Source organism: Luteibacter sp. ME-Dv--P-043b (assembly GCF_030209605.1).
Taxonomy (GTDB): Bacteria; Pseudomonadota; Gammaproteobacteria; order Xanthomonadales; family Rhodanobacteraceae; genus Luteibacter.
This window is the reverse complement of record NZ_JARVRT010000018.1, coordinates 15,064-37,279: the sequence shown is the minus strand read 5'-3', so window position 1 is coordinate 37,279 and position 22,216 is coordinate 15,064. Positions and strand designations below refer to the sequence as shown.

16 protein-coding genes are annotated in these 22,216 nt (G+C 67.0%); 7 read left to right on the top strand and 9 right to left on the bottom strand.

Annotated features, from left to right (window positions below; all coding sequences use genetic code 11):
• Positions 1-46 precede the first annotated feature (46 nt).
• The 9 genes from QRN34_RS11580 to QRN34_RS11540 form a co-directional block, all read right to left on the bottom strand.
• A complete protein-coding gene (locus tag QRN34_RS11580) occupies positions 47-859 on the bottom strand; it encodes a DUF1868 domain-containing protein (RefSeq protein WP_285404622.1) in 813 nt (270 codons plus the stop codon).
• The gene (locus tag QRN34_RS11575; RefSeq protein ID WP_285404983.1) at positions 849-1,763 is read right to left on the bottom strand and encodes a glycerophosphodiester phosphodiesterase family protein; all 915 of its coding nucleotides are present in this window, start codon (positions 1,761-1,763) and stop codon (positions 849-851) included. The genes QRN34_RS11580 and QRN34_RS11575 overlap by 11 nt, the downstream gene beginning before the upstream one ends.
• A gap of 60 nt (positions 1,764-1,823) precedes the next feature.
• A complete protein-coding gene (locus QRN34_RS11570) occupies positions 1,824-4,523 on the bottom strand; it encodes a TonB-dependent receptor (RefSeq protein WP_285404981.1) in 2,700 nt (899 codons plus the stop codon).
• Between the two features lie 405 nt (positions 4,524-4,928).
• Positions 4,929-6,173, bottom strand: coding sequence for an arsenic transporter (locus QRN34_RS11565; RefSeq protein ID WP_285404621.1), 1,245 nt, complete (start codon positions 6,171-6,173; stop codon positions 4,929-4,931).
• Positions 6,170-7,414 carry an MFS transporter gene (locus tag QRN34_RS11560; protein WP_285404979.1) on the bottom strand — a complete coding sequence of 415 codons (1,245 nt, stop codon included), beginning with the start codon at positions 7,412-7,414 and terminating at the stop codon, positions 6,170-6,172. Before QRN34_RS11560 ends, QRN34_RS11565 begins: the two co-directional genes overlap by 4 nt.
• A 29-nt stretch (positions 7,415-7,443) precedes the next feature.
• A complete protein-coding gene (locus tag QRN34_RS11555) occupies positions 7,444-8,583 on the bottom strand; it encodes a metallophosphoesterase (protein ID WP_285404620.1) in 1,140 nt (379 codons plus the stop codon).
• A gap of 171 nt (positions 8,584-8,754) precedes the next feature.
• A complete protein-coding gene (locus QRN34_RS11550) occupies positions 8,755-9,675 on the bottom strand; it encodes a peptidylprolyl isomerase (protein WP_285404619.1) in 921 nt (306 codons plus the stop codon).
• Positions 9,676-9,710: 35 nt separating this feature from the next.
• Complete coding sequence (locus QRN34_RS11545; protein WP_285404618.1) at positions 9,711-10,484, bottom strand: hypothetical protein; 774 nt, start codon at positions 10,482-10,484, stop codon at positions 9,711-9,713.
• Positions 10,485-10,562: 78 nt separating this feature from the next.
• Positions 10,563-11,648, bottom strand: a complete 1,086-nt coding sequence (locus QRN34_RS11540) for a glycerophosphodiester phosphodiesterase family protein (protein ID WP_285404617.1) — start codon at positions 11,646-11,648, stop codon at positions 10,563-10,565.
• 222 nt (positions 11,649-11,870) lie between these two features.
• On the opposite strand from QRN34_RS11540, the gene QRN34_RS11535 reads away from it, so the two are divergent.
• From QRN34_RS11535 to QRN34_RS11505, 7 genes are all read left to right on the top strand, one after another.
• Positions 11,871-14,600 carry a TonB-dependent receptor gene (locus tag QRN34_RS11535; protein WP_285404616.1) on the top strand — a complete coding sequence of 910 codons (2,730 nt, stop codon included), beginning with the start codon at positions 11,871-11,873 and terminating at the stop codon, positions 14,598-14,600.
• A gap of 22 nt (positions 14,601-14,622) precedes the next feature.
• The gene (locus QRN34_RS11530; protein WP_285404615.1) at positions 14,623-15,879 is read left to right on the top strand and encodes a phosphodiester glycosidase family protein; all 1,257 of its coding nucleotides are present in this window, start codon (positions 14,623-14,625) and stop codon (positions 15,877-15,879) included.
• A gap of 48 nt (positions 15,880-15,927) precedes the next feature.
• The gene (locus QRN34_RS11525; RefSeq protein WP_285404614.1) at positions 15,928-17,091 is read left to right on the top strand and encodes an ROK family transcriptional regulator; all 1,164 of its coding nucleotides are present in this window, start codon (positions 15,928-15,930) and stop codon (positions 17,089-17,091) included.
• A 52-nt stretch (positions 17,092-17,143) separates the two neighbouring features.
• Complete coding sequence (locus tag QRN34_RS11520) at positions 17,144-18,403, top strand: MFS transporter (RefSeq protein WP_285404613.1); 1,260 nt, start codon at positions 17,144-17,146, stop codon at positions 18,401-18,403.
• A 63-nt stretch (positions 18,404-18,466) separates the two neighbouring features.
• Positions 18,467-19,855: an alginate lyase family protein gene (locus QRN34_RS11515; RefSeq protein WP_285404612.1), complete on the top strand. Its 1,389-nt coding sequence runs from the start codon at positions 18,467-18,469 to the stop codon at positions 19,853-19,855.
• A gap of 28 nt (positions 19,856-19,883) precedes the next feature.
• A complete protein-coding gene (locus tag QRN34_RS11510) occupies positions 19,884-21,110 on the top strand; it encodes a TCR/Tet family MFS transporter (RefSeq protein WP_285404611.1) in 1,227 nt (408 codons plus the stop codon).
• Positions 21,097-22,200 (top strand): endo-1,4-beta-xylanase, encoded by a 1,104-nt coding sequence (locus QRN34_RS11505; RefSeq protein ID WP_285404609.1) that lies wholly within the window; start codon positions 21,097-21,099, stop codon positions 22,198-22,200. Before QRN34_RS11510 ends, QRN34_RS11505 begins: the two co-directional genes overlap by 14 nt.
• Positions 22,201-22,216 lie beyond the last annotated feature (16 nt).

The window sequence follows — 22,216 nt, the reverse complement described above, 5'->3', positions numbered from 1 at the left end:
ACCCCGTGTATCGGCCGCCGTACCCGTTTCTGGATGGTTTTCGTCATCAGGCGATGTAGAAGCGCCGCCGGAAGGCGTACATGTCCCTGAAGGTGCAGAACTCCGGTGCGCCCAGGTTCCATACCGGCACCTTGCGTGCCAGGTCCGCATGCCAGCGCCGGCGGGCCGCCTCGAACGCCTTGCGCTCGTCGGCGGTCAGGTCCGCCACCAGGTAGCCGAGCGATAGGTGAAAGGTAAAGCTGTCGTGGTCGGGCGCGCGGATGCCGGTGGCCTCCGACAACCGGTCGCGTAGCCGGCGCAGCTTCGCCTCCTCCGCCGCATCCACGGGCACCATCTCGATGCGCAGGCCCTCGGTGGGCCCGGCCCGCTGCGTGTCCACCCGCATCCGCAGCGGCAAGGCGCAGCCCAGGTCGAACAGCGCGAGCTTCCCGGCCAGCGCCGCGTCGCACTGCGCCATGGTGGCGTCCGTCGGCACGTCCCGGGGCCAGACCCCGGCCGTGCGGTGCTCGTCGTCCGCGCAGCCCAGCACGGTCATGTGGTAGCTCGACGGCGGCAGGACCGCCACCTTTTCCATGAAGGCCTGGGCGGGAAACTCGCGGTAGATATCCAGCAACGCGTCGAACGCGGCAAAGCCGGCATCCTGCTGCGGTACATGGCAGATGACGGTATTGCCGGCGAAGGCATGCACCTGGCGGTTGGCCAGGAACTTGTGGCCCACCGTGCGCGGCGTGGCCCGCACGGGCGCCATCGGCGCCAGCAACGACAACCCGGCCAGGGCCGAGCCGCCGAGGGCTATCCAGTTCCGGCGCGTCGCATCCGGCAGGTCGTCCGCCGTGGCCGCCGGGGTGTCAGCCTGCATGGGCCGCGCCCTCCAGGCCATCGCGGTAGCGCAGCACGGCCTCGGGCTCGTCGGTCTGGATGATGCTGACGCCTTCGCGGAACAGGCGTCCCCACACGGCATCCGGATTCGCCAGGGCATCGGCATCGCCACCGTAGCCGGCCACGAAGCCCTGCCACAGCGTGTTGACGAACAACCGCACGTGCAGGCGGCGCGCGGCGGCCACCACGGGTGCGAGCTGCGCGGCCTGCATGCGCGGCAGCTCGAACGCCACCGGTCGAGCGCCGCCTTCGCCCTGCTTCGTCGCGATCGCGGCCAGGTCGGCATCGCCGTGGGCATTCATGAGGATGGGCATGAAGTTGACGTGGTCGAACGGCGACATCGCCGCCACCGGGCTGCTGTCCACGCCCACTTCCGTCTTCACCACCACCTGCCGCTCCATGCCCGCGCGGCGCACCGCGTCCACCGTCTCGACATAGACGGCCGCCTTCACGTCGAGGTTGAGCATGATGCGCCCCTTCGCCGCGGCCAGGATCTGCGCCAGCGACAACGGATGCAGGTCGGTCAGGGCCATGTCCGGCTGGCCCTCGTCGTCCTTCAGGCGCAGCTTCGAGAGGTCGGCCCAGGTCAGGTCGGCCACCTTGCCATGGCCATCCGTGGTCCGGTCCACCGTGTCGTCGTGGAACATCACCAGGGTGCCGTCGGCCGCCTTGCGCACGTCCGTTTCCATCATGTCCGCACCGATGGCGATGCAGCGCTGCAACCCCGCCAGCGAGTTCTCGGGCGCATGGCCGGCAAACCCGTGCCCGGGCGCGGGGTTGTGGCAACCCCGGTGGGCCACGACGATGAGACCGCCGTCCGGGCGTGCCAGCCGCGCCTGGGTCGCCTGCATGGACGTGGGGGTGGCCTGCAGCGGCAGGGCCATCGCCAACAGGGCGATGCCCAGGGCCGGAAACATGGGATGCATGGGTGTCTTTCCTCGGGATCAGAGCTTGGGCGTGTAACGCACGCCGAACCAGTATGTCGTGGGAACCGAGTAGCTGTCTTTCAGCAGGTTCTCGCGGGGGCCGACGAAGCTGGTGATGCGGGTATGCGTCACGTTGCTCACCTGCGCCAGGACGCTCAGCGACGGGGTGATCGCATAGGTGGCCGACAGGTCCAGCTGCGAACGCGGCGCCCAGTACAGGTCCTGCCAGGCGATGTTGCTGACCACGGAGCGCAGCGCCTTGCCCTGCCGGTTGAAGGCCGCGCGCAGTTCCAGGCCGTCATGGGTGTAGAACACCGACGCGTTGGCCGTGTAGTTGGGCTGCCCGACCAGGCGGTCGATATGCCGGCTCTGCTGCGCGATGGTCGTCGTACCGGTGCTGTACGGCACCTCAAGGCCACCGTCCAGCATGGCGACGTTGCCGCTGACGCCGAACGACGACAGCCACGGCACGATCGGTTCGAGCGAGTTGAGCACACCGGACAGTTCCAGCCCGCGGATGTGCGCCTTCGACGCATTGGACGGCGTGCTGATGAACACGTTGTTGTACGTGGTGCCGTTGTACGCGAACGTGCCCAGGTTGGACAGCGTGAAGATCTCGTTCTGGATGCGCTTGTTGAACACCGCCGCCGATAGCATGCCGTCGTAGTCGCCCGGCAGCTGCCAGTCCAGCGCCAGATCGAGGTTGGTCGACACGCGTGGCTTGATCTGGGGATTGCCGATGGTGACCGTGATGCCCTGGGCGTTCGGGTTGCCGACATCGCCCGTGTTGACGAAACCGATCGAGGTGCGCGCCGCGTACGCATCGTACGGCGGGCGACCGAGCGTGCGGCTGGCAGCTGCACGCAGGTCCAGGTTGTCGTTGATGTGGTAGGTCATGATCGCGGACGGCAGCAGGTAGCTGTATCGCGATTGGGTCGGCGCATCCACGTAGCCGTACAGGCCCGTGGTCGGGTCGAGCTGGCGCTGGCGACCCACCGTGGACTGGCGCGTGCCGTCGTAGTGCAGGCCGGCCAGGATATCCAGGTCGTCCGAGCGGTAGCCCACGTCACCGTAGGCCCCGAAGATCTTCTCCTGGTGCGAGAAGTTGTCCTGGTTGCTGAAGGACGACTGGTCGGTCGCGTTGAACGCGCTGAGCGGCACCGCACGCAACGCGGCATTGGCCTTCTTCGGATCGATCGTGATCAGGTTGAGCCCGAGGTAACGCATGGGCGCGTTGGACGGTGCCAGGACATCGGCGATGTTCAGCGCGGGCGCCGTGGCGTTTGGCTGGAACTCGTCGCGGTACACGCTGTAGCCCGGCTTGTCCGTCGTATACGCCACGCCGGCGCCGAAACCGAACCCGCGATCGGATTCGTCGCGGTTGAAGGCATAGTCCAGCCGCCCGGTCAGGATCTTGTCCTCCGCGGTGCGCTTGTAGTCCGGACGCCAGTACAACAGGCTGTAGTTGCCGTAGTTGTAGAACGACTGCGGCGACACCGGAAACCGCTGGTTGAACTGCGAGGTGTCGTAGGTGAAGCCATAGGCCGACGTCGGGTTGACGGTCACGCCGGGGCCGGTGGTGCCGGTGGGCACGGCGGCAGGACGCACGGCACCGGTGATGTACTTGTACATCTGGATCGGCTCGTCGTAGGTCGCATCCGACCACGACGCCTTCGCGCTCAGCACCTGGCGATCGTCCACATGCCAGTCCAGGCCGGTCTGGAACAGCTTGGTACGCGTGGTGGTCACCTGGTGGGAATAGCCCACCTCGACATCGCCCACCGGATAGGTGCCCGAGGTCGGGGTCTGGTTGTACACCATGTTGCGATTGCGTGGATCGATGAGCAGCTCGTTGCGCTGCATGTCGTCCTTGAACGAGTAGAAGCCCGCCGTGGCATAGCCCTGCACGTCGTCGCTGAACTTCGCCTCGAACTTGCCGGTGAGGCCGTAGCGGTCGCGCTTGTCGTCAACATACCAGTACTTGTCCTGCTGCGGCACCGCGTAGCCGTTGCCCAGGTTGGTTCCCGAGAGCAGATGACCGCCGTTGTCGTAGTAGCTCTCGTGGATCGTGTCGGTGGTCATGTGCGTTTCGGTGTAGCTGCTCAGCGTCTGGTAGTTGCCGGACAGCGTGAAGCCGTACTGGTGCTCGTCACCGAACGTGGTGCTCCCCGTGGCGTTGAAGCGGTAGCCCGGATCGCTCTGGTCGCTCGGGCGGCCGTTCTCGCTCGCATGTCCCGCCGAGGTCTCCATCGTGAAGAACGGCTTGCCGCCGTTTTCGAACGCACTGCGGGTCTTCAGGTTGATCGCGCCGCCGGTCGCGTTCGGGTCCAGCTCGGGGGTGAAGGTCTTCACCACCTGCAACTCGCTCACCATGGAGGACGGCAGGATATCCAGGCGCACGCCGCGCGTGATGGAGCCAAGGTTGCCGTTGGGCGTACCCGGCGACGCGATGGTCAGGCCGTCGATGGTCACGTTGTTGTAGGACGGACCCAGGCCGCGGATGACCGGGGTGGCCGCTTCGTCGCGCGGGTGCTCGTTGTCCGTGGCCGGCAACACCGAGATGCCGGGCACGCGGCGCAGCGCCTCCACGATGGTGGCATCGGGCAGCGCACGCACGTCCGTGGCACTGACCACGTCGGAAATGTTGGTGCTGGCGCGCTTGCTGTCGATCGCCGCGTCGTTGGCGCGGCGGATACCGGTCACCACCATGCCATCCATCTTCTGCGCATCCCCGGCCTGGGCCGTGTCGTCGCCCGGTGCGACGGGGGTGGGCGGCACGGGTGCCGACTGCGCGGCGATGCCCTGGCACCAGGCAGCCACCAGGCAGGCCAGCACGGTCTTGCGGAGGATACGAGTGTCGTTCACGGAGAGCCCCTGGATGAAATGTAATGCAACCGATTGCATCAAGATTATCCAGGGGATGTTGCGGAATTATTTCCGTGCCCGTTGCGCCCGGGGGATGATTAGGCCCAGCGGATGTAGGAGCGCACGCACGTGCGCGACATGTGTTGAGGCCATGCCCCCATCCTGGCGCGTGAGCCCATGGATCGACGCGAAAACATGTCGCGCACGTACGTGCGCTCCTACACGCCCCGCCGACCCATCATGCGCCGGCGGCCCGCTTCACCGGATCACGCACCAGAGCGTCAGCACCAGCGCCGGCAGCATCACCACGCTACCGGTCTTCAGGAACTGCCAGAAGCCCACCGCCTCCCCTTCCCGCCGGATTGCCTGCAACCAGAGAATGGTGGCCAGCGAGCCGGTGATCGACAGGTTCGGGCCCAGGTCCACGCCCACCAGCGTGGCGTCCACGACCTGCTGCGCGGCATGCGCCTGGGCCAGCGTGGCGCTGGCTAGCAGGCCCACCGGCAGGTTGTTGGCCAGGTTGCCGCCCAGCCCCGTGGCCGCGCCGGCGGCCCAGGCGGCGAGCGTGACGCTGCGCGAGGCGAGGTCTTGCAGGCTGTGCGCCAGCAGGCCGACCACGCCGGTGGCGACCAGCACCTCGACCAGCACGAACAGGCCGGCCACCAGCGGCAGCACGCCCCACGACACGCCGGCTATCGTGGCGCGCGGGCTTTCCCGCTTCCGCCATGACACCGCTACCAGGGCCAGCACACCCATGATCGCGGTCGGCAGGCCCAGGCTGCCGTCCCATGCCGATACGGCCATCAGCACGACGGCCGTGGCCGCGATGGCGACGAGCGTGAGCTTGCCGTGGCCCGACAGGCGAGGCACGTCCACCTGCGCCTCGCACGATCCGCGCAGCTTGTCGCGCTGGGTCAGGTACAGCGCGGCGAAGGTCACCGCGATGGAGACCAGCGACGCCAGGCCGAACCGTGCCAGCCACGCGCCGAGCGACGGTACATGGCCCGCGTACAGTACGAGGTTGGCCGGGTTGGAAATCGGCAGCACGAAGCTGGCGGCGTTGGCGATGAACGCGCAGATGAACAGCAGCGGCAGCGGCTCCGCCTTCGCCCGCCGTGCGATGGCGAACACCGCCGGCGTCAGCACCACCGCCGTCGCGTCGTTGGACAGGAACGTGGTGGTGACGATGCCGGTGAGGTACACCAGCACGAACAGGCGCACGGGCGACCCGTGCGCGTGGTTGACCGCGACGGCGGCGATCCAGTCGAACAGGCCTTCGCGCCGACCCAGTTCGGACAGCAGCATCATGCCGGTCAGGAACAGGTAGACATCCATCCCCTTCATGACCGCCAAGCCGGCCGCGGCAGGCGAGAGGCAGCCGAAGACGACCACGGCCACCGCGCCGCCCACGGCCCAGATGGCTTCGGGCCACTTGAACGGACGGCCGACCACGCCGGCGGTCGCGATGCCGACGATCGCCCAGGCGAGCCACGGCGCGCTCATGCCGCACCCCCGGCGGGTACCGTCCGCGGATCGCTTTTTCCGCTACCTGGATGACCGCAGGCCTCGTGCAGCTGGTGGCGGTTGAGGAACCACAATGCGAGGGAACCGATCGAGATGGCACCCAGGACGAGGAACGCGCCGCGGTAGCCGATCGACTGGGCCATCATGCCGCCCAGCAACGGGCTGAGTGCCGCGCCCAGGCCCTGCATGGTCATGACCGCGCCCTGTGCGACGTTGACGCGACCAGTGCCCTGCATCAGGCGCGCGATGAGCGCCGGTACCGCGACGCTCTGCAGGCCGGCGCCGATGCCGTCCAGCATCTGCACCGGGTACACGCCCCAGTGACCGATGAACAACGCGGCCACGAGGCCACGCACCGGCAACGCCAGGAAGGTGATGAGGATCACCCACCAGTAACCCGTGGTCCGGATCATCCGCATCGCCACCAGCGAAGCCACCACCATGACCAGCTGGGCGATGATGATGGTCAGCGCGGTGAAGGCGCTGGGATCGGCCTGCCCGCCCGCGACCACGGCCAGGCCGTAGAGGGGCAGCATCGCCGCGTTACCCAGATGGAACAACGCCAGTGCCGCGGCCAACAGCAGCAAGGGCCGGCAGGTCAGCAGGATGGAGAAGCCCGACGGCGCATGGTCGTCGTCGGTATCGGTCTCCAGGCCGCGCGCGGCACGGTGGTCGATCGCCTTGGCGGGGATCAGCAGCACCGCGCCGATGGACAGCGCGGCGAACACGCCGGCCACGACGAATACCCCGCCGAAGCCGAACTTCCAGCCGATGAAGCCGGACAAGGCCGCACCGATGACGTTACCCGCGTGATTGGCCACCTGGTTGCGGCCGAATTGCCGGTCGAAACCGCGCGCACGCGCCATGCCCAGAGTGATGCCGGCGATAGCGGGGCCGATCAACGCACCGGCGATCGCCGTAGCCACCTGCGAGATTGCCACCATCGTAAAGGAGTGCGTGAACCAGACGATGCTCGAGGCAAGCACGGTGCACAGGCTGGAGAGCACCACGGCCATGCGCTTGGCACGCGTGGCGTCGATGACGGCGCCCGCGGGTGCCGTCACCAGCAACCCCGCGACGCCGCCCATCGTCATGACGCTGCCGATCGCCCCGGTGGTCCAGCCCAGCGACTGCAGGAACACGCCGAGGAACGGGCCGATGCCGGCCTGCACATCGGCAATGAAGAAGTTCAGCGCTTCGAGGGGACGCTGCCCGGGCATGCGCGCCGTGGGCGCGCCTGGTGCGGCGCTCACCAGTGCCGCCCGTGCTTGTTCGGACCCAGCTGGCTGCCCAGGATGCCGTGCGCGGGCCACGCCTCCACGGCATGTGCATCGCTGCCCGGGGCCGCGTCCTGCCGCTCGCGCCGGGCGGCTTCCGTCGGGGTCACGGCGAGGATGGCATCGTCGCCGACGACGCCGTGCCGGTCGGTCGCCACCACCCTGACGGCGACCTGCGTATCGATGGCCGGCCCGTGGATCCGTGCCTCCCACACGCAGGCCTCCCCGGCCACCGGCGACATCGCCACCATCGGGCCGTCGGCCACGCCGGCCGTCACCGAACGGATGTCCTCGCCGAATACCTTGGCGCGCACGTGCACCACACCGAACGGATCGACGACCTGCGGCGATGCCGGATCGGTCACCAGCCGTACATCCGCCGGCTGCGTGATCATCACGAACGGGCGTGGGTCGCGCAGGCGACAGAAGCGCCAGCTCACCACGCCTTCGTCGACGTTCACCACCGTATACCCCGGCGTACCTTCGTCTTCCTCGATCTGCCCGGTGGACCGCGTGGCGCCATATAGCACGGTGCCGTCGTTGAGCAGTTCGTTGTAATGGGTGTGTCCGGTATCGACGAATGCCACGCCCGCCTCGGCGAACATGCGCCCCAGCGCCTCGCCCTCGTCGGCCAGGTCGCCTGGGTAGGCATGCATGAAGACCAGCGGGGCGACACCGGTCGCCCGTGCCTGCGTCAGTTCGTTCGCCAGCCAGGCCTGCTGGGTCTCGCCGAGCCGGAAGTCGGGGCCGCCCGTGCCCTGGGACACGACATCCAGGAACAGGCAGGCCCGACCGTTCACCGTGACGCGACGGGGCAACGTCTCGCCACCCAGACCCTCGTAGAACGCCACCAGGTCGCCATCCTCGAAATCGTGGTCGCCCGGAATGGCGTGCAACGGCAACGGCATGCCTTCGAGCACCTCGCGGATGCGCGCGTATTGCTCGGCCGTGGCGTGGTTGGCGTTGTCGCCAGGCAGGAAGGCGAAGTCGACGCCGTGCTTCATCCGCACGTTGACATCGTCCACGACGGCGGAAAGGTGGGAGAGGCTTTCGTAACCGTCTTCGTCGGACGCGTGCAGGTCGCCTACATGAATCCAGGTCAGCATTCGCATGAACTTGCTCCGTTGGGACGCGGTGGGGATCCGCTCCGGATCGCAGTGCAGCAAACGTGCCAGGCGCCGCGGCGTCCTTCCGGCACCCGCCGCGGCGTTCCTCGTTCCCACGGGTGTCCCTTACCGGGACGAACCGATGTCCTCAAAGCGGACACCGCATCGCAAGCACGGTCAGCGCGACGCCGGGGCGGTCTCGTCGAAACTTTCGGCGCTCAGACGGATATCGGCTTGCGTCTCCAGCTGCCGCAGACGGTCGCTGGCATGGGTATCCTGCATTTCCTTCAGTACCCAGTCGCGCGATGAAGCGAAGTCCGGCGCGTCGATGTTGTCCAGCCGGATCAGGTGGAAGCCGTGCGCACTGGCCAGCGGCGCGGTGATCTGCCCCTCCTTCAACGCGAGCACCGCGGCCTTGAACTCGGGCGCGATGAAGCGACCCAGCGTCTGGTCGATCGCGCCGCCCTGCCCGGCGGTCTGCGGGTCTTCCGACCGAGCGGTGGCCAGTGCCGTGAAGTCGCCTCCCGCCTTCAGGGCACGCTGGATCTCGGTGATCTTCGCCCATGCCTTGGCCTTCGCTGCCGGATCCTTGCAGCCGTCATCGCAGCGAACCAGGATGTGGCTGAGCTGGTAGCGCGTGTAGTCCGTCCTGTGACTGTCGAAATAACCATGCAGCGTGGCGTCGTCAGGGTGGTAGTCATCGGCCAGGTGCTGCGCCAGGGAGGCGGCGAGCACTTCATCCTGCGCCATGCGCAGGCGCGCCGCCACACCCGGATCGTTCTCCAGGTGCTGCTGCCGTGCGGCATCGGCGAGCACGCGATTCTTCGCGTAGTTCAGGGCGAATTCGGGTGATCGGCGACGCTCGTATTCCGCAAACCGGGGCGGTAATTCGGACACCAGGCGATGATATGCATCGGCGGTCATCACCGTGTCGCCGAAGCGCAGCATCTGCCCCGCCGGCAACGCTGTCACGGCATGCGGCACCGCCGTGCCTGCGGCGGCATCGGCGAGTTCCTTCGCGGTAACACAGGTGCCGAGCGCCAGTGCGCAGGCCATGGCTACGCTGTACATCGTGACCGTGCGGGCCTTGAGGTTCATGCGGGAAATCCTTGTGGGTAGCAATGAAAAAAATGTCACGGCGAGGGATTGGCAGCGCCCTGGAGCGCGTGCGCGTAGGCCACGGCAGCCAGCGCGTCGTCCTGGCCCAAGTCGTCGAGGGCGGGGTCGCGAATCAGGTCGGTATCGGCCAGCGTTCCGGACTGGTCGATCATGCTGGCGTAAAGCTGCCAGCCGGCAGCGCGCACGGGATCGGGGGGCAGCAGCGTTCCTGCCGACTGGAGTTCGGCGAACTGCCGGGCCGCGGCGGCATCGCCATGCAGGGCCAGGTCGCTCAGCGCGCGCACATCGGCCGCGTAGCGTTCCCGTAGCATGGCCAGTTCCTCCGGGCTGACGTCCACCTTGACGGCATCCAGATCGGCCGCGTCGCTGTCGATGCGTCGCTGGGCGAGATCCAGCGACGCCGCCTGGCTGCCCGCATCGGCGGCGGACTGCAGGCGCGAGACGATATCCGCGTTGCTCGCGGCCAGATGTGCGCGACATCCCTCGACGACCCGGCGTGCCGCGGGCTCCGGCGTTTCCACGGGCACGGCGTCGTCGGCGGACTGGTTGGCGATGGCCTGACAAACGGCGAGGCGCTCGGTGTCGGCGTATACCCGTTGGGCACGATCGGCACGGGCCAGCCCCGTGTCGTTCGCGCGAGAAAAGGAAGCATGGCGAGGGTCGACGTTACGGACCCGGACCGGATCGGTGGCGTGCACGGCGACGGCGTCGACGTGCAGGAGATAAGAGGCGACGACCACGGCGCCCAGACAGAACAAGGCAAGGCCGCGACCAGGCAAGGGAGACATCGTCGATTCGTCCTTCGCAGGGTGGCACCGGAACACTGCAACGGCTCGCGCCGTTGCAGTGCCGCGAGGTTCGTCAGCTCACAGCGTATCGAGCAGGCCGAACGGATCGTCGGTGGTGATGATGTCGAAGTTGTCGGTGACGTAGCCAAAGCTACCGCGCTGGTCGGTGCTGTCGCGCAGCGTCGGGCTGACCACGAGCAGGTCGTTGAGCTTGTAACAGCACTGGCCGTTATTCTTGAAGAACTCCCCGGTGGAGCGATCGGCATCCGGAATGGCGTTGAACACGCCTACCTTGATGCCCGGGTTCCGTTCCGCGCTGTTGTAGATGTCACTGAGAAGACCGTTGGTGGTTTTCATGTCGATTTCGATATGGTGCACGTGCTTGGCCCAGTCCGCGTACGACGCCGGGACATCGATTTTTACCAGCATGTTGGGCGTGTACACAGGAATCGGCGTGATATGCGCATTCGCGCCTGCAGCCGAAAGATAGGCGGCATACGTTGGGAACATCGTGGCATTGAGCTTGTAGAACAGTCCCGCGCCCAGGGGAGCCAGGCGTGTTCCCAGCGACGCCCGTGCGGCAGCGATCACCTTCTGCATCGTCAGAACGTCTTTCACGTCGAATACGACGGTACCCTTGGGACTGATCGACCAATAATCCAACGCGCTTTCGACGGTGGGAACGTGGTAACCGGTGAGGTCACGGTTGCGATTGTCCAGCAGCTGCAGTGCGGTCACCTGCGCCGCGGTCAGGAAGGACACCGTCGGATTGTCGCCGGTGTTTTTGTACGGATCGTATTTCTGTGCCGCAGGGCTGTTGCGTGCGTAGACGTTGGTGGTGCGGCCCAGGTTGAAGTCGTGCATCAGCACGGGCACCTGGTCCTTGGTCAGTTTCACGTCCAGTTCCATGCCGTCGAGGCAACTGTCGCGGGCCGTCTCGATCGCCCCGCGCGAGTTTTCCGGGTCGTTGTGCGCTCCCTTTACCAACCCCCAGACGCCACGGTGAGCCAGTACGACGATGTTGCCGGTGGGACCGACACCGGCAACCGCCGCCGCATGCGCGTTGAAGTTGCAGGCGGAGGTTTGTGCGTGAGCCGACGGCGCGGCGAGAAACGCGGCGGTTCCCAGCGAGGCCATGCAGAGCATGGAAAGCATTGTTTTCATATCGGTTACCTGGTTGGAAGGATGGGCTTCCTTGACGGAAGCAGGAGCGCGAGCCCGCGTATATTAATCACCTTTAGTTACATTATGGAGAACTATCCATGACGCTTGGTCGAATGCGCGGAAACAGCCCTTCACGCCCTCCGTAAGAATTAAGTAACTTTACGTTAGTAACATTCGATTCAGGGCGCGGGTTGGCTGCGCCGACTGTCACAGGGGAATCGCATGACCAAGTCATCTTCGCGCACGGGACGCCGCCGTCCCGTGCGCGCACCGTGGGTCGTCACGGTGCTGTCGCTCGCTATCGGGCAGGCCATCGCGCAAGGCGCGCCGCTAGCGGTCCAGGACACGGGCAGCACGTCGCTGGAAGCCGTGCAGGTCACGGGCAAGGCGCTGTCGCTACAGAAAGCCGTCGCGGAAAAACGCTCCCTGCCAGTCATTTCCGACGGCATCTCGTCCGATGAGATCGGCTCCATCCCGGATTTCGGCCTGGGTGAGGCGGTGCAACGCATCCCCGGCGTGGCGATGACGATCAACAACGGTCGCGGCGAAGCGCAGTTCCTCAACCTGCGCGGTTTGAACCCGGACTACAACACGGTCACGGTCGATGGCATCGCCTTGCCCTCGACGGAAACCACCACGCGCAACGTATCGCTGGACGTGCTGCCCTCGTCGCTGGCGCAACAGGTCAGCATCTACAAGTCGGTGACCCCCGACCTTCCCGCCGACGCCATCGGTGGCATTACCAACCTGCGCACACGCAGTGCCTTCGACGTGCCGGGCCTGTTCGCCTCCACGCGCGCCAACCTGTCGCGCTGGGACAACCAGCGTGTCGTCGGCAGTTCGAAGCCCTCGGGCCAGGCAGAGGTCACCGTGACCGATCGCTTCGGTCCGGACAAGCACTTCGGTTTCGTGCTGTCGTCCAGCTACTTCCGGCGGGACTCGTCCTCGCTGGATACGGCCATGGACAGCAATGGCTATTATCCGTACACGGGCGGCACGCAACGGCTGGCCTCGCTGCGCCAGAACGCCGCCGGCACGGGCTCGGTGCTGCGGCCGTCCGACAACGTGGACGATCTGGTCGCCGTGCCCGACCGTCACCGCTGGCTCAGCTACGACAACGTCCGCACGCGCGAGTCGGTGTTCGGCAAGCTGGAGTGGGACAACCTGGAAAACGCCCGCGCCCACCTCACCGGCGGCTTTTTCCAGCACGAGAACGACGAGCAGCGGCGCTCGCAGTTCCTTTCCCGCGTGGGCCCCGCCACACTCACCTCACCGACCACCGGCAGCTTTGCGCGCGGTGCGGCCCAGGCGGATTACGACCACTACGACCAGGTGCGTCGCCTCAAGTACGCGGAGCTGGGCGGCACGTATGAACCGGCGGAACGCAGCCAGCTGGATGTCACGGCCAACTACGCCGCGGGCAGTTACCGGCAGACCACGCAGGAAGATGTCTTCACCAGCGCCTCGTCGCCCAATCTCGGCTTCGGCTACGACGCGTCGCCCGGCGACACGGCACTGTTCACGCCGACCAACACCACGTATTTCATGAACCCATCCAACTACGCGCAGACCAGCTACCTGTCGCGCGACGAGCACAGTCGCCTGGGCACCGGCACACTCAAGGCGGATTTCACGCACAACCTGCAGGAGGATGCGAGCGGCTGGGGCTACAAGACCGGTGTGCAGTCCATCCATCGCCAGCAGCGCTACGATCTGGACGAACTGGGCTATGTCCCGACCCGCCCGGTCACGCTCGGCACCCTCGGCGTCGAAGACACGCTGTACCGTCCCTATGACGGCGCGGGACAGACCATGCTACTGATCGATCCGGCGAAGGCGACCGCCTATTTCCTCGCCCATCCCGGCAACTACGCCCTGGCCTCGACCAATGCGCGCAACAGCGCCCTCAGCGATTTCGACCTAGACGAGACCACGCAAAATGCCTACGGCATGGCGGGCTATCGCGGCGACGCACTTTCCGCGACGGCGGGCGTGCGCTACGAACACACCGCGCAGACCATCGTCAACGCGGTGCCGCAGCCGGCGAACAGCCTGACCCATACCGTGCGGCAGACCAGCGACAGCAGCTACGGTAAATGGCTGCCGTCCGCCGTATTCACCTACCAGATCGACCCGACGCTGGTGCTGCGTGGCGGGGCCAGCAAGACGCTGGCGCGGCCCTCCTACGCCGCGCTGGCCCAGAACGGCGTGCCGACGGTGAGCCTGGCCGGCGGAACGATCTCGCAAACCCTCGCCAATCCGTCGCTGGTACCGCGTGAGTCGAGCAACTACGACCTGTCGCTGGAGTGGTACGCCACGCCCGACGCCATGCTCTCCCTGGCCGCCTTCGACAAGCACATCCGCAACGAGATCATCAACCTTTCCAGTACGCAGTCGCAGGTGAATCCGGCCGGCCTGGCCGGTACCTACCTGGTCACGACCACGCAGGCGCAGAACGCGGCCAGCGCGCGGGTGAAGGGCCTCGAGTTCAGCCTGGTCGACCTGCGCTTCGACTTCCTGCCCGAGCCCTTGCAGGGACTGGGCGGTACGTTCAATGCCACGCTGCTGGACATGACCGGCCCGTCCATCACCATGAGTGACGGCAGCCAGCGCACCTTGCCCGCACTCACCGGTGCCGCGAAAACGGTGTTCAACGCCTCGCTGCTGTACACGGCCGGCGCGTTCAACGCCCAGCTGAGCGCGAACCGCACCGGCAAGATGCCGATCAGCTTCGCCACCGACAACGCGGTGAACGACGTGTACTACGCCCGTACACTGACCTACGACGCCCAGGTGCGTTATGCCTTCACGCCGCACCTCAGCGCACTGGTCCAGGGCAAGAACCTCACCAATGCACGACCGACGCGCCTGATCGGGCCGGGCCAGGACCTGGTCAAGGAAGAACTGGATAACGGTCGTGCGTATTTCGTGGGCGTCAACTATGTCTTCTAAGCGTGTTTCACCCGGCCATGGCATGGCCCAACGGGCGCTTGCCGTGTCGATGGCCGTGGCCTGCGTTGCCGGCGCCGGCGTGGCCTTTGCCGGTAGCGCCCCCGCCGTGCCATTCGTCCCGTTACCCACCCTGGCCACGGCCGGGTGCTGGGGCGCACAGCCCGACGACGTGCGTGCCGCTGTCGCCGAGTGCAGCCACCGCCACGTGCCCTGGCTGGTGCTGCCGGTGCGCGCGGACGCCAACGGGGAGCCCATGGCCACCGACAACCGCGCCACGGCGACATGCGCGCAGGGTGCCGCGTGCGTACCGCTGGGCGACGTACTCGACCTGACCGATGCGCCGCATGTCGTGCTCCAGGTGTCGCCTGACCTGCTCGACAGGGTCCAGCGCATCGTTGCGGCGCACGCCGCGGCCGATCGTGTGATCGTCCAGCCGATGATCGACCGACCAGCAGGCGACGTGGCGCCGACCACGATACGCCCCGGATTGGTCTACACGCGCCGGCAGCTGTCGTCGCCGCGACCGATGATGGTCCATATCCTCGAGGTCGACCTGACCCGGCCCGGCCTGCGTTTCGTCGTCACGCCCGGGCAACCGGGACACGATGACGAGGGTAAGCCGACCGAGTTCGTCGCCACCCGGACATCGGACTTCGCCGAGCGCGAGCACCTGGACGCCGCGGTAAACGCCACCTATTTCCTGCCTTTCGATGGCGGCCACCTGCTCGATAAACCGTATGTCGCACAGCCCGGCCAGCCGGTGACGGTGGATGGCGTGTCGATGTCGCAGGGTCACCTGGATTCCGGCTACGCCAGCACGGACGCGCGCTCCGACGGCTCGCTGTGCATCCATGGCGCCCATCTGTCCATCGCGGCGAAGACGTGTCCCGCAGGCACCACCGAGGCGGTCGGTGCCGGGCCGATCCTGATGCTGGACGGCAAGGCACGTCCGTTGGGAGGCCCCCGCCTGGACTACTACAGGGACAACGAGCCACGTACGGCGATCGGTATCGACAAGGCCGCCAGACGCCTGTGGCTGGTGATCGTCGACGGTCGCCAGACCGGCTACAGCGAAGGCATGCCGTTGCAGGAAATGACCGCGCTGCTCCGCGACCTCGGGGCCAGCTCGGCCATGAACCTGGACGGGGGAGGTTCGTCGACGATGGTGCTGCGCCGGAACGGCGCGGCCGCGATCGTCAACAGTCCCATCCACACCGGCATTCCCGGTCGCGAGCGACCCGTGGGCAACCACCTCGGCCTGCGCTTCGATCCGCAGTGACATAATCGATGCGGCCAGCGCCGCCGAAACGAGGAACCCTGCCCACCCATGCCCGCTCCCACTCCCCTTGCCAGCCAGGTGGCGCCGCAGTTCCTGCGTGCGCCGGACTCCGCCGATACGGTTTCCCACAACGAGCGCGACCTGCTCGACCTCGTCCGCCACCATGGCACCACCACGCGGGCGGATCTCGGCCGGGCCACGGGACTCACGGCCCAGTCGATCAAGCGGCTGGTCGACGAACTGGTCGAGCGCGGCATGCTGTGCATGGGCGAAACCATCTCGGTAGGACGTGGCAAGCCGGCGGTGGCCATAACCCTCGACCCGGCGTTCGCCTATTCGGTCGGCGTATCGATCACCACCGACTCGATGTCGTTGTGCCTGATCGATTTCGCGGGGAACGTGCTGATCCGCCACGACGAGACGCTAGCCACGACCGGCCGGAAAGCACTGGTCAAACGCATCGACACCTTGCTGGGCCGGCTGGTGCGGCGCACGGGCGTGCCGGTCGAACGGGTATTGGGCGTGGGCGTGGGCACCACGGGCTTCTTCATCGGCGAGGGATCGCGGATGAACCCGCCCTCGGCGCTCGACGATATCGCGCTGATCGAACTGGACGTGTTGTTGTCGGAGGCTACCGGCTATCCGGTCTGGCTGGACAACGACGGCAGCGTGGCGGCCATCGGCGAAAGCCTTTACGGCGTCGGCCGTGATTATCGGGACTTCGCCTATTATTTCTTCGGCCACGGTTTCGGCGGCGGCATGATCCTCGATGGGCGCTGCTACCGCGGTCATCACGGCAACTCGGGTGAATTTGCCGGCATGCTGCCCGCGCTGGGGCACGAGCGCGCCGCCCTGGAAACCCTGCGAAGCATGCTGGTCGAGGACGGCCACGACCTGCCCACCGTGCAGGCCCTGATCGACGGCTACGACCCGGCGTGGCCCGGCATCGAACACTGGCTGGACCGCGTGGCGCCGGGCCTTTCCGCCGTGAGTTCGGCCGTGGTCGCCATCGCGGACCCCGCCGCCATCGTGCTCGGTGGACGTGCCCCGGCCGACCTGGCGGCACGGCTGGCCGCGCGCATCGTCATCGACAACGTGTCGCGCCGCGGCCATGGGCGCCCATTGCCGGCCGTGGTGCTGGCCGATGCCCCCCACGACCCCGTGGCGCTCGGTGCGGCCAGCCTGCCCTTCAAGGAATGTTTTTTCTGGTGAAACACTAGGGCCCTAACATGGTCACCTTTCCACACGGCAAGTGGGGTGTCGGGTGCACGAGGATCGACAGCGGCTGATCGCCTACGGCGGGGCGCATGGCGGCAAAAGCCTGTTCTGGCACGCGGCCGAGCTGCTTTTCGGCTACGTGCTGACCGAGGCATGGCAAATGCCCCCGCTGGATGCCGGGCGCGTCCTCGCGGTCAGCATGGCTTTGTCTGCCGTTCTGGATATCGTCGCCGCGCGGTTCCTGACCCGATGGGGTCTGGGTGTGCGACAGGCCGGCCAGGTCCAGGCGTGGGCCACGCTCGCCTGCGGTGCCGCCTTCGTGGCGTTCGGCCTGTCGGGGCTGCTGCCGCCCTTCGCCCACGGCGCACTGGCTGTCGCAGGCGTCGTCTGCGTTCGTCTCGCCTACGTCTTCATCGACGTGCCGCAGAACGCGTTGCTGGCCATGCTGACCCTCGACGACCGCGAGCGCACCGCGCTGGCCTCGACCCGCTACGTGACCGGCGGCGTTGCGGCCATGCTGGTCACCGGGGTGCTTGCGCCGTTACTGGTCCACGAAAAAGCATCGGCACGCGCGATCTTCGCCTGCTTCACCGTCGCCGTGTCCCTGGTCGCCACGCTGACCGCCATGCTGCTGCGTCGGCACCTCGATGCGCGGATACCCGAGGTCGGCGGGGCGGCCGTGCCCTTGACGTCGCGACCGGCGATGTCGCCCACGCGCTATGGCATGCAACCATCACGCATGCTGGCGGCGATGTTCGTCGTCTCCGCAGGAACCTCACTGTTTGGCCGTCTCGAGGTTTACTTCGTCGCATCATCCGATCAGGGGCACGTGGCCTACCTGCTGCTGGCCATCGCGGCCGGAACGGCCATCTCGCAACCGGCGTGGGTCTGGTTATCCCGCCGCACCACGCTGGCCGGCATGCTGCGCATCGCTGCCGGCGCCATGCTGGCGTCCGTCCTGGTCTTTCGTGGCGTTGCCGCCCAGGGTGGCGACGCGCTGTTGCTGGCCGGATTCGTCTACGGCTCGGCGTGCGGCGGCGTGCTACTGGGGTTATGGTCCCTGGCCGCGGGCATGGCGGCGGAACGAGCGACCCGTGTCGCTCCGGCAACGACGATGGCGTGGCTGACCTTCACCGCCAAGCTCGGCCTGGTAGCTTCCGCGCTGGCCAGCGGCTGGGTGCTGCATGGATCGGATTACCACGCCGCGAACAATCACGGCGTCTTGCAGGCGATGACCGGCGCTGTCATTGTCGGCGCCCTCGCCTGCCTGACCGTGAAGACACGCCGGCACGCCCTTGCGATTTAGACGGCTGCGAGCGCAATAAACAACGATTTTCCGCAACTTTCCAGCGATCCCATCGGATAGATCATGACTCGCCACCGTTCCAACGGTTTCCCTAGCGACGCCCCGCGATACCTCGCCTCGCTGACCGCCGTGTTGCTGGCCTGCGCCGCCGGCACCGCGCAGGCCCAGGCCGCAGCTACCTTCGTCCACCCGGGCGTCATGCACACCGCGAGCGACATCGCGCGGATCAAATCGCATCTTTCGCAGGAGCCGTGGGCCAGCGGCTATGCGGTGTTGCGCGACGACAGGCTTTCGTCGCCGACCTACCGTGCGCGGGGCGGCCATTGTCCACATGTGGTGCGCGACGTGCCGGCGAAGGCGATGTGCATGATCGAGTTCGACGACGATGCCAATGCGGCCTATCAGCAAGCGGTGATGTGGGTGCTCAGCGACGATCCGCGCTACGCCACCAACGCCATCAACATCCTGAACGCGTGGTCCGGCAACCTGGTCTCGATCGAGGGTGCCGATGCGCCGCTGGCGGCCGGCCTGGACGGTTTCAAGTTCGTTGCCGCCGCGGAACTGATTCGCCACAGCGACGCCCACTGGTCGGCCGCCGACGTCAAGGCGTCGGAAGACATGTTCCGCCGCGTCTTCTATCCGGTCATCGGCAACTTCGCTCCCTATGCCAACGGCAACTGGGATTCGAGTTGCATGAAGACCATGATGGCCATCGGCGTGTATACGAACGACTGGCCGATGTTCAACCGCGCGCTGGACTATTACTACAACGGACCGTCCAACGGATCGCTGACGCATTACGTCATCGACACAAAGGGCGAGACCCAGGAGAGCGGGCGTGACCAGACGCATACCCAGCTGGGCATCGGCAATCTCGCCGAGGTGGCCGAAGTGGCCTGGGCCCAGGGCTTCGACCTGTATGCCGCGCACGGGAACCGACTGCTCGCCGGCTTCGAATACGTCGCGTCGTACAACCTCTTCAACGAGGTGATCTTCACCCCGATGGTGGATACCACCGGCAAATACCGCCACGACACGATCTCCAACATCGACCGGGGCGACCTGCGCCCCGTGTACGAGATGGTGGCCAATCATTACCTCCACCGAAGCGACGTGGCCGCACCGTACACGCAGAAGGCCGCGCTCAAGCTTCGCCCGGAGGGGCGCACGCCCAATGCCGACAATAACGGATTCGGCACCTTGATGTTCTCCCAGGATCTCACGCGCAAGATGGCGCCGAGGGGCACGGGTGACGTACCGCTGGGCTTTGCCGCCTGCGCCTCGGAGGGCGCGGTCTGCCACGTCGCCGAGGGGACGGGTCTGGTAGCGTATGGGGCCAGGGGGTTGTGGCACTACCGCGAGGTGGGCGTCGGGCAGGTGGTCGACTGCTCCGCCGCGTCCTTCGGTCCGGCTCCCGCGACCGCCGGCGCCACGTGCTCCGTTCAGCGCTGATCGACCCGCACCGTTACCGGAAGACCGCATGCGCATCGAGAACAAGGCGATAGGCATGGTCCTGGCGGCGGTGCTGATCGACACGATCGGCTTCGGCATCGTCATCCCGGTGTTCCCTGCCCTGCTCACGAGCCTCGGCCACACGGATATCGAGCACGCGACGCGACTCGCCGGCTACATGCTTGTCGCCTACGCGGGAGCGCAGTTCATCGCCGGTCCCATACTGGGAAACCTGTCGGACCGGTTCGGACGGCGACCGGTGCTGATCGCCTCGATGCTGAGCTTCGGTATCGACTATGCGGTGATGGCGCTGGCGCCGAGCATCGCATGGCTTTTCCTGGGGCGCGTGATCGCCGGCGCCGCAGGTGCGGTGTACGGTCCGGCAGGATCGGTGGTCGCGGACGTGATGCCGGCGGAAAAACGTGGCGGCGCCTTTGCGCTCATCGGCGCGATGTTCGGCCTGGGCTTCATCATCGGTCCGGCCATTGGAGGCTTGCTCTCGGTATGGGGGCCGCGCGCGCCCTTCTATGCCGCCGCGACGCTGGCACTGGTCAACGCGCTGGTCATGCTCGTGGCGATGCCGGAAACGCTGGCCCGCGAGCATCGCCGTCCCTTCCGCCTGCGCGACGCCCATGTCATCGGAGCGTTCCGGCCGCTCTTCCATGCGGGCCATGCGGCACCCCTGCTGGTGGCCGTTTTCCTCTGGCAACTGGCGCAGATGGTTTACCCGGCCACGTGGAGCTTCTGGGCGACGGCACGCTTCGGCTGGGATGCCACGGCCATCGGCTGGAGCCTGGCATTCGTCGGCCTGACGGCCACCATCGTGCAAGGCGGGTTGACCGGGCCGGCGATCGCACGCTTCGGCGAACGCAAGGCGGTGCTGATCGGCGTGGTTGCCGGCGGCCTGTCGTTCCTGGCGTTTTCCGTGGTCACGGCCAGCTGGCAGGTCTATGTACTTTTTTGCACCAGCGCGCTGTCCGGACTCGCCATGGCCGCGATGCAGGCCATGCTGTCGGGCATGGTCGATGCGACGCGGCAAGGGCAACTCCAGGGTGGCCTGGGCGCGATGGGCAGCGTGACGGAAATCATCGGTCCGCTGTTGCTGACACAGGTGCTCGCCTGGGGTATCGACCATCGCTTCCCGGGTGTGTCGTTCCTCATCGCCGGCGTACTCGCGCTGGCCTGTGCCGTGATCGTGATGACGCGCGTGCGCGTTACTGCCATACCCCCGGAGCCCACGCATGACACCGCTTGATCGACGCCGCTTCATCACCACCGCCCTGCGGGCCCTGGCAGTTGCGCCGCTGCTGCGTGTGGGTCCCGCCGTCGCGGACGACGCTTTCCGTCCGTTGCGCACCGTGGCCGCGGAGCACGGGCTGTCGTTCGGCTTCGCGGTGGACCCTGCCCCGCTCGCGAACGACCCGGCCTACCAGGACATCGTGGCGAAACAAGCCGGCATCGTGGTCCCGGAAAACGCGTTGAAATGGGCCCAGGTCCATCCCGCGCAGGACCGCTACGACTTTGCACCGGCCGACCGCATCGCCGCGTTCGCCGCCGCCCACCATCAAGGCATGCGCGGTCACACGTTGTGCTGGCATCGCGCCTTGCCCGACTGGGTCGAGCGCAGCGTCACGCCCGCCAACGCGGAAAGCGTGTTGACGCAACATATCGCCGCGGTGGTCAGTCGCTACCGGGGCAGGATCGTGTCGTGGGACGTCGTCAACGAGGCGATCCAGGTGGACGACGGCCAGCCCGGCGGTTTGCGCAACGCGTTCTGGTACCGGATGCTCGGCCCCGGCTACCTCGACGTGGCTTTCAGGGCAGCGCATCGCGCCGATCCGGACGCCGTACTCTGCTACAACGATTACGGCCTGGAGAGCGACTCCCCGTCCGGCATGCGCAAGCGCGCCGCCGTGCTCACCCTGCTGCGGGAGATGAAGCGACGCGGCGTGCCGGTGCATGCGCTGGGTATCCAGTCCCACCTGCGTGCCGCGGACGCCCAAAGCTTCGGTCCCGGCCTCGCCGCGTTCCTGCGGCAGGTGCACGACCTCGGTCTTCGCGTCTACGTCACCGAACTGGACGTGGACGACAGCCACCTGACCGGCACCGTCACCGAGCGCGATGCCATCGTCGCCGGTACCTACAAGCGCTACCTCGACCTGGTGCTGGGCACGGGCACCGTATCGGCCGTGCTGACCTGGGGCGTGTGGGACACCGCACACCGTACCGGTGCCACGCCCGCCGCAGGGCCGGCCGCGCAACGGCCGCTGGTGTTCGGGCCGCAAGGACAGATCAAGCCGGCAAGCTGGGTCGTGGCGCATTGCCTGGCACGACGGACCGCTTAGCCGGACAGGTAAACCC

Coding starts and splice junctions, on each gene's coding strand:
- QRN34_RS11580 (WP_285404622.1), bottom strand. CDS start 859: ATGCAGGCTGACACCCCGGCGGCCACGGCGGACGACCTGCCGGATGCG.
- QRN34_RS11575 (WP_285404983.1), bottom strand. CDS start 1,763: ATGGCCCTGCCGCTGCAGGCCACCCCCACGTCCATGCAGGCGACCCAG.
- QRN34_RS11570 (WP_285404981.1), bottom strand. CDS start 4,523: ATGGATGGCATGGTGGTGACCGGTATCCGCCGCGCCAACGACGCGGCG.
- QRN34_RS11565 (WP_285404621.1), bottom strand. CDS start 6,173: ATGAGCGCGCCGTGGCTCGCCTGGGCGATCGTCGGCATCGCGACCGCC.
- QRN34_RS11560 (WP_285404979.1), bottom strand. CDS start 7,414: ATGCCCGGGCAGCGTCCCCTCGAAGCGCTGAACTTCTTCATTGCCGAT.
- QRN34_RS11555 (WP_285404620.1), bottom strand. CDS start 8,583: ATGCGAATGCTGACCTGGATTCATGTAGGCGACCTGCACGCGTCCGAC.
- QRN34_RS11550 (WP_285404619.1), bottom strand. CDS start 9,675: ATGAACCTCAAGGCCCGCACGGTCACGATGTACAGCGTAGCCATGGCC.
- QRN34_RS11545 (WP_285404618.1), bottom strand. CDS start 10,484: ATGTCTCCCTTGCCTGGTCGCGGCCTTGCCTTGTTCTGTCTGGGCGCC.
- QRN34_RS11540 (WP_285404617.1), bottom strand. CDS start 11,648: ATGAAAACAATGCTTTCCATGCTCTGCATGGCCTCGCTGGGAACCGCC.
- QRN34_RS11535 (WP_285404616.1), top strand. CDS start 11,871: ATGACCAAGTCATCTTCGCGCACGGGACGCCGCCGTCCCGTGCGCGCA.
- QRN34_RS11530 (WP_285404615.1), top strand. CDS start 14,623: ATGGCCCAACGGGCGCTTGCCGTGTCGATGGCCGTGGCCTGCGTTGCC.
- QRN34_RS11525 (WP_285404614.1), top strand. CDS start 15,928: ATGCCCGCTCCCACTCCCCTTGCCAGCCAGGTGGCGCCGCAGTTCCTG.
- QRN34_RS11515 (WP_285404612.1), top strand. CDS start 18,467: ATGACTCGCCACCGTTCCAACGGTTTCCCTAGCGACGCCCCGCGATAC.
- QRN34_RS11510 (WP_285404611.1), top strand. CDS start 19,884: ATGCGCATCGAGAACAAGGCGATAGGCATGGTCCTGGCGGCGGTGCTG.
- QRN34_RS11505 (WP_285404609.1), top strand. CDS start 21,097: ATGACACCGCTTGATCGACGCCGCTTCATCACCACCGCCCTGCGGGCC.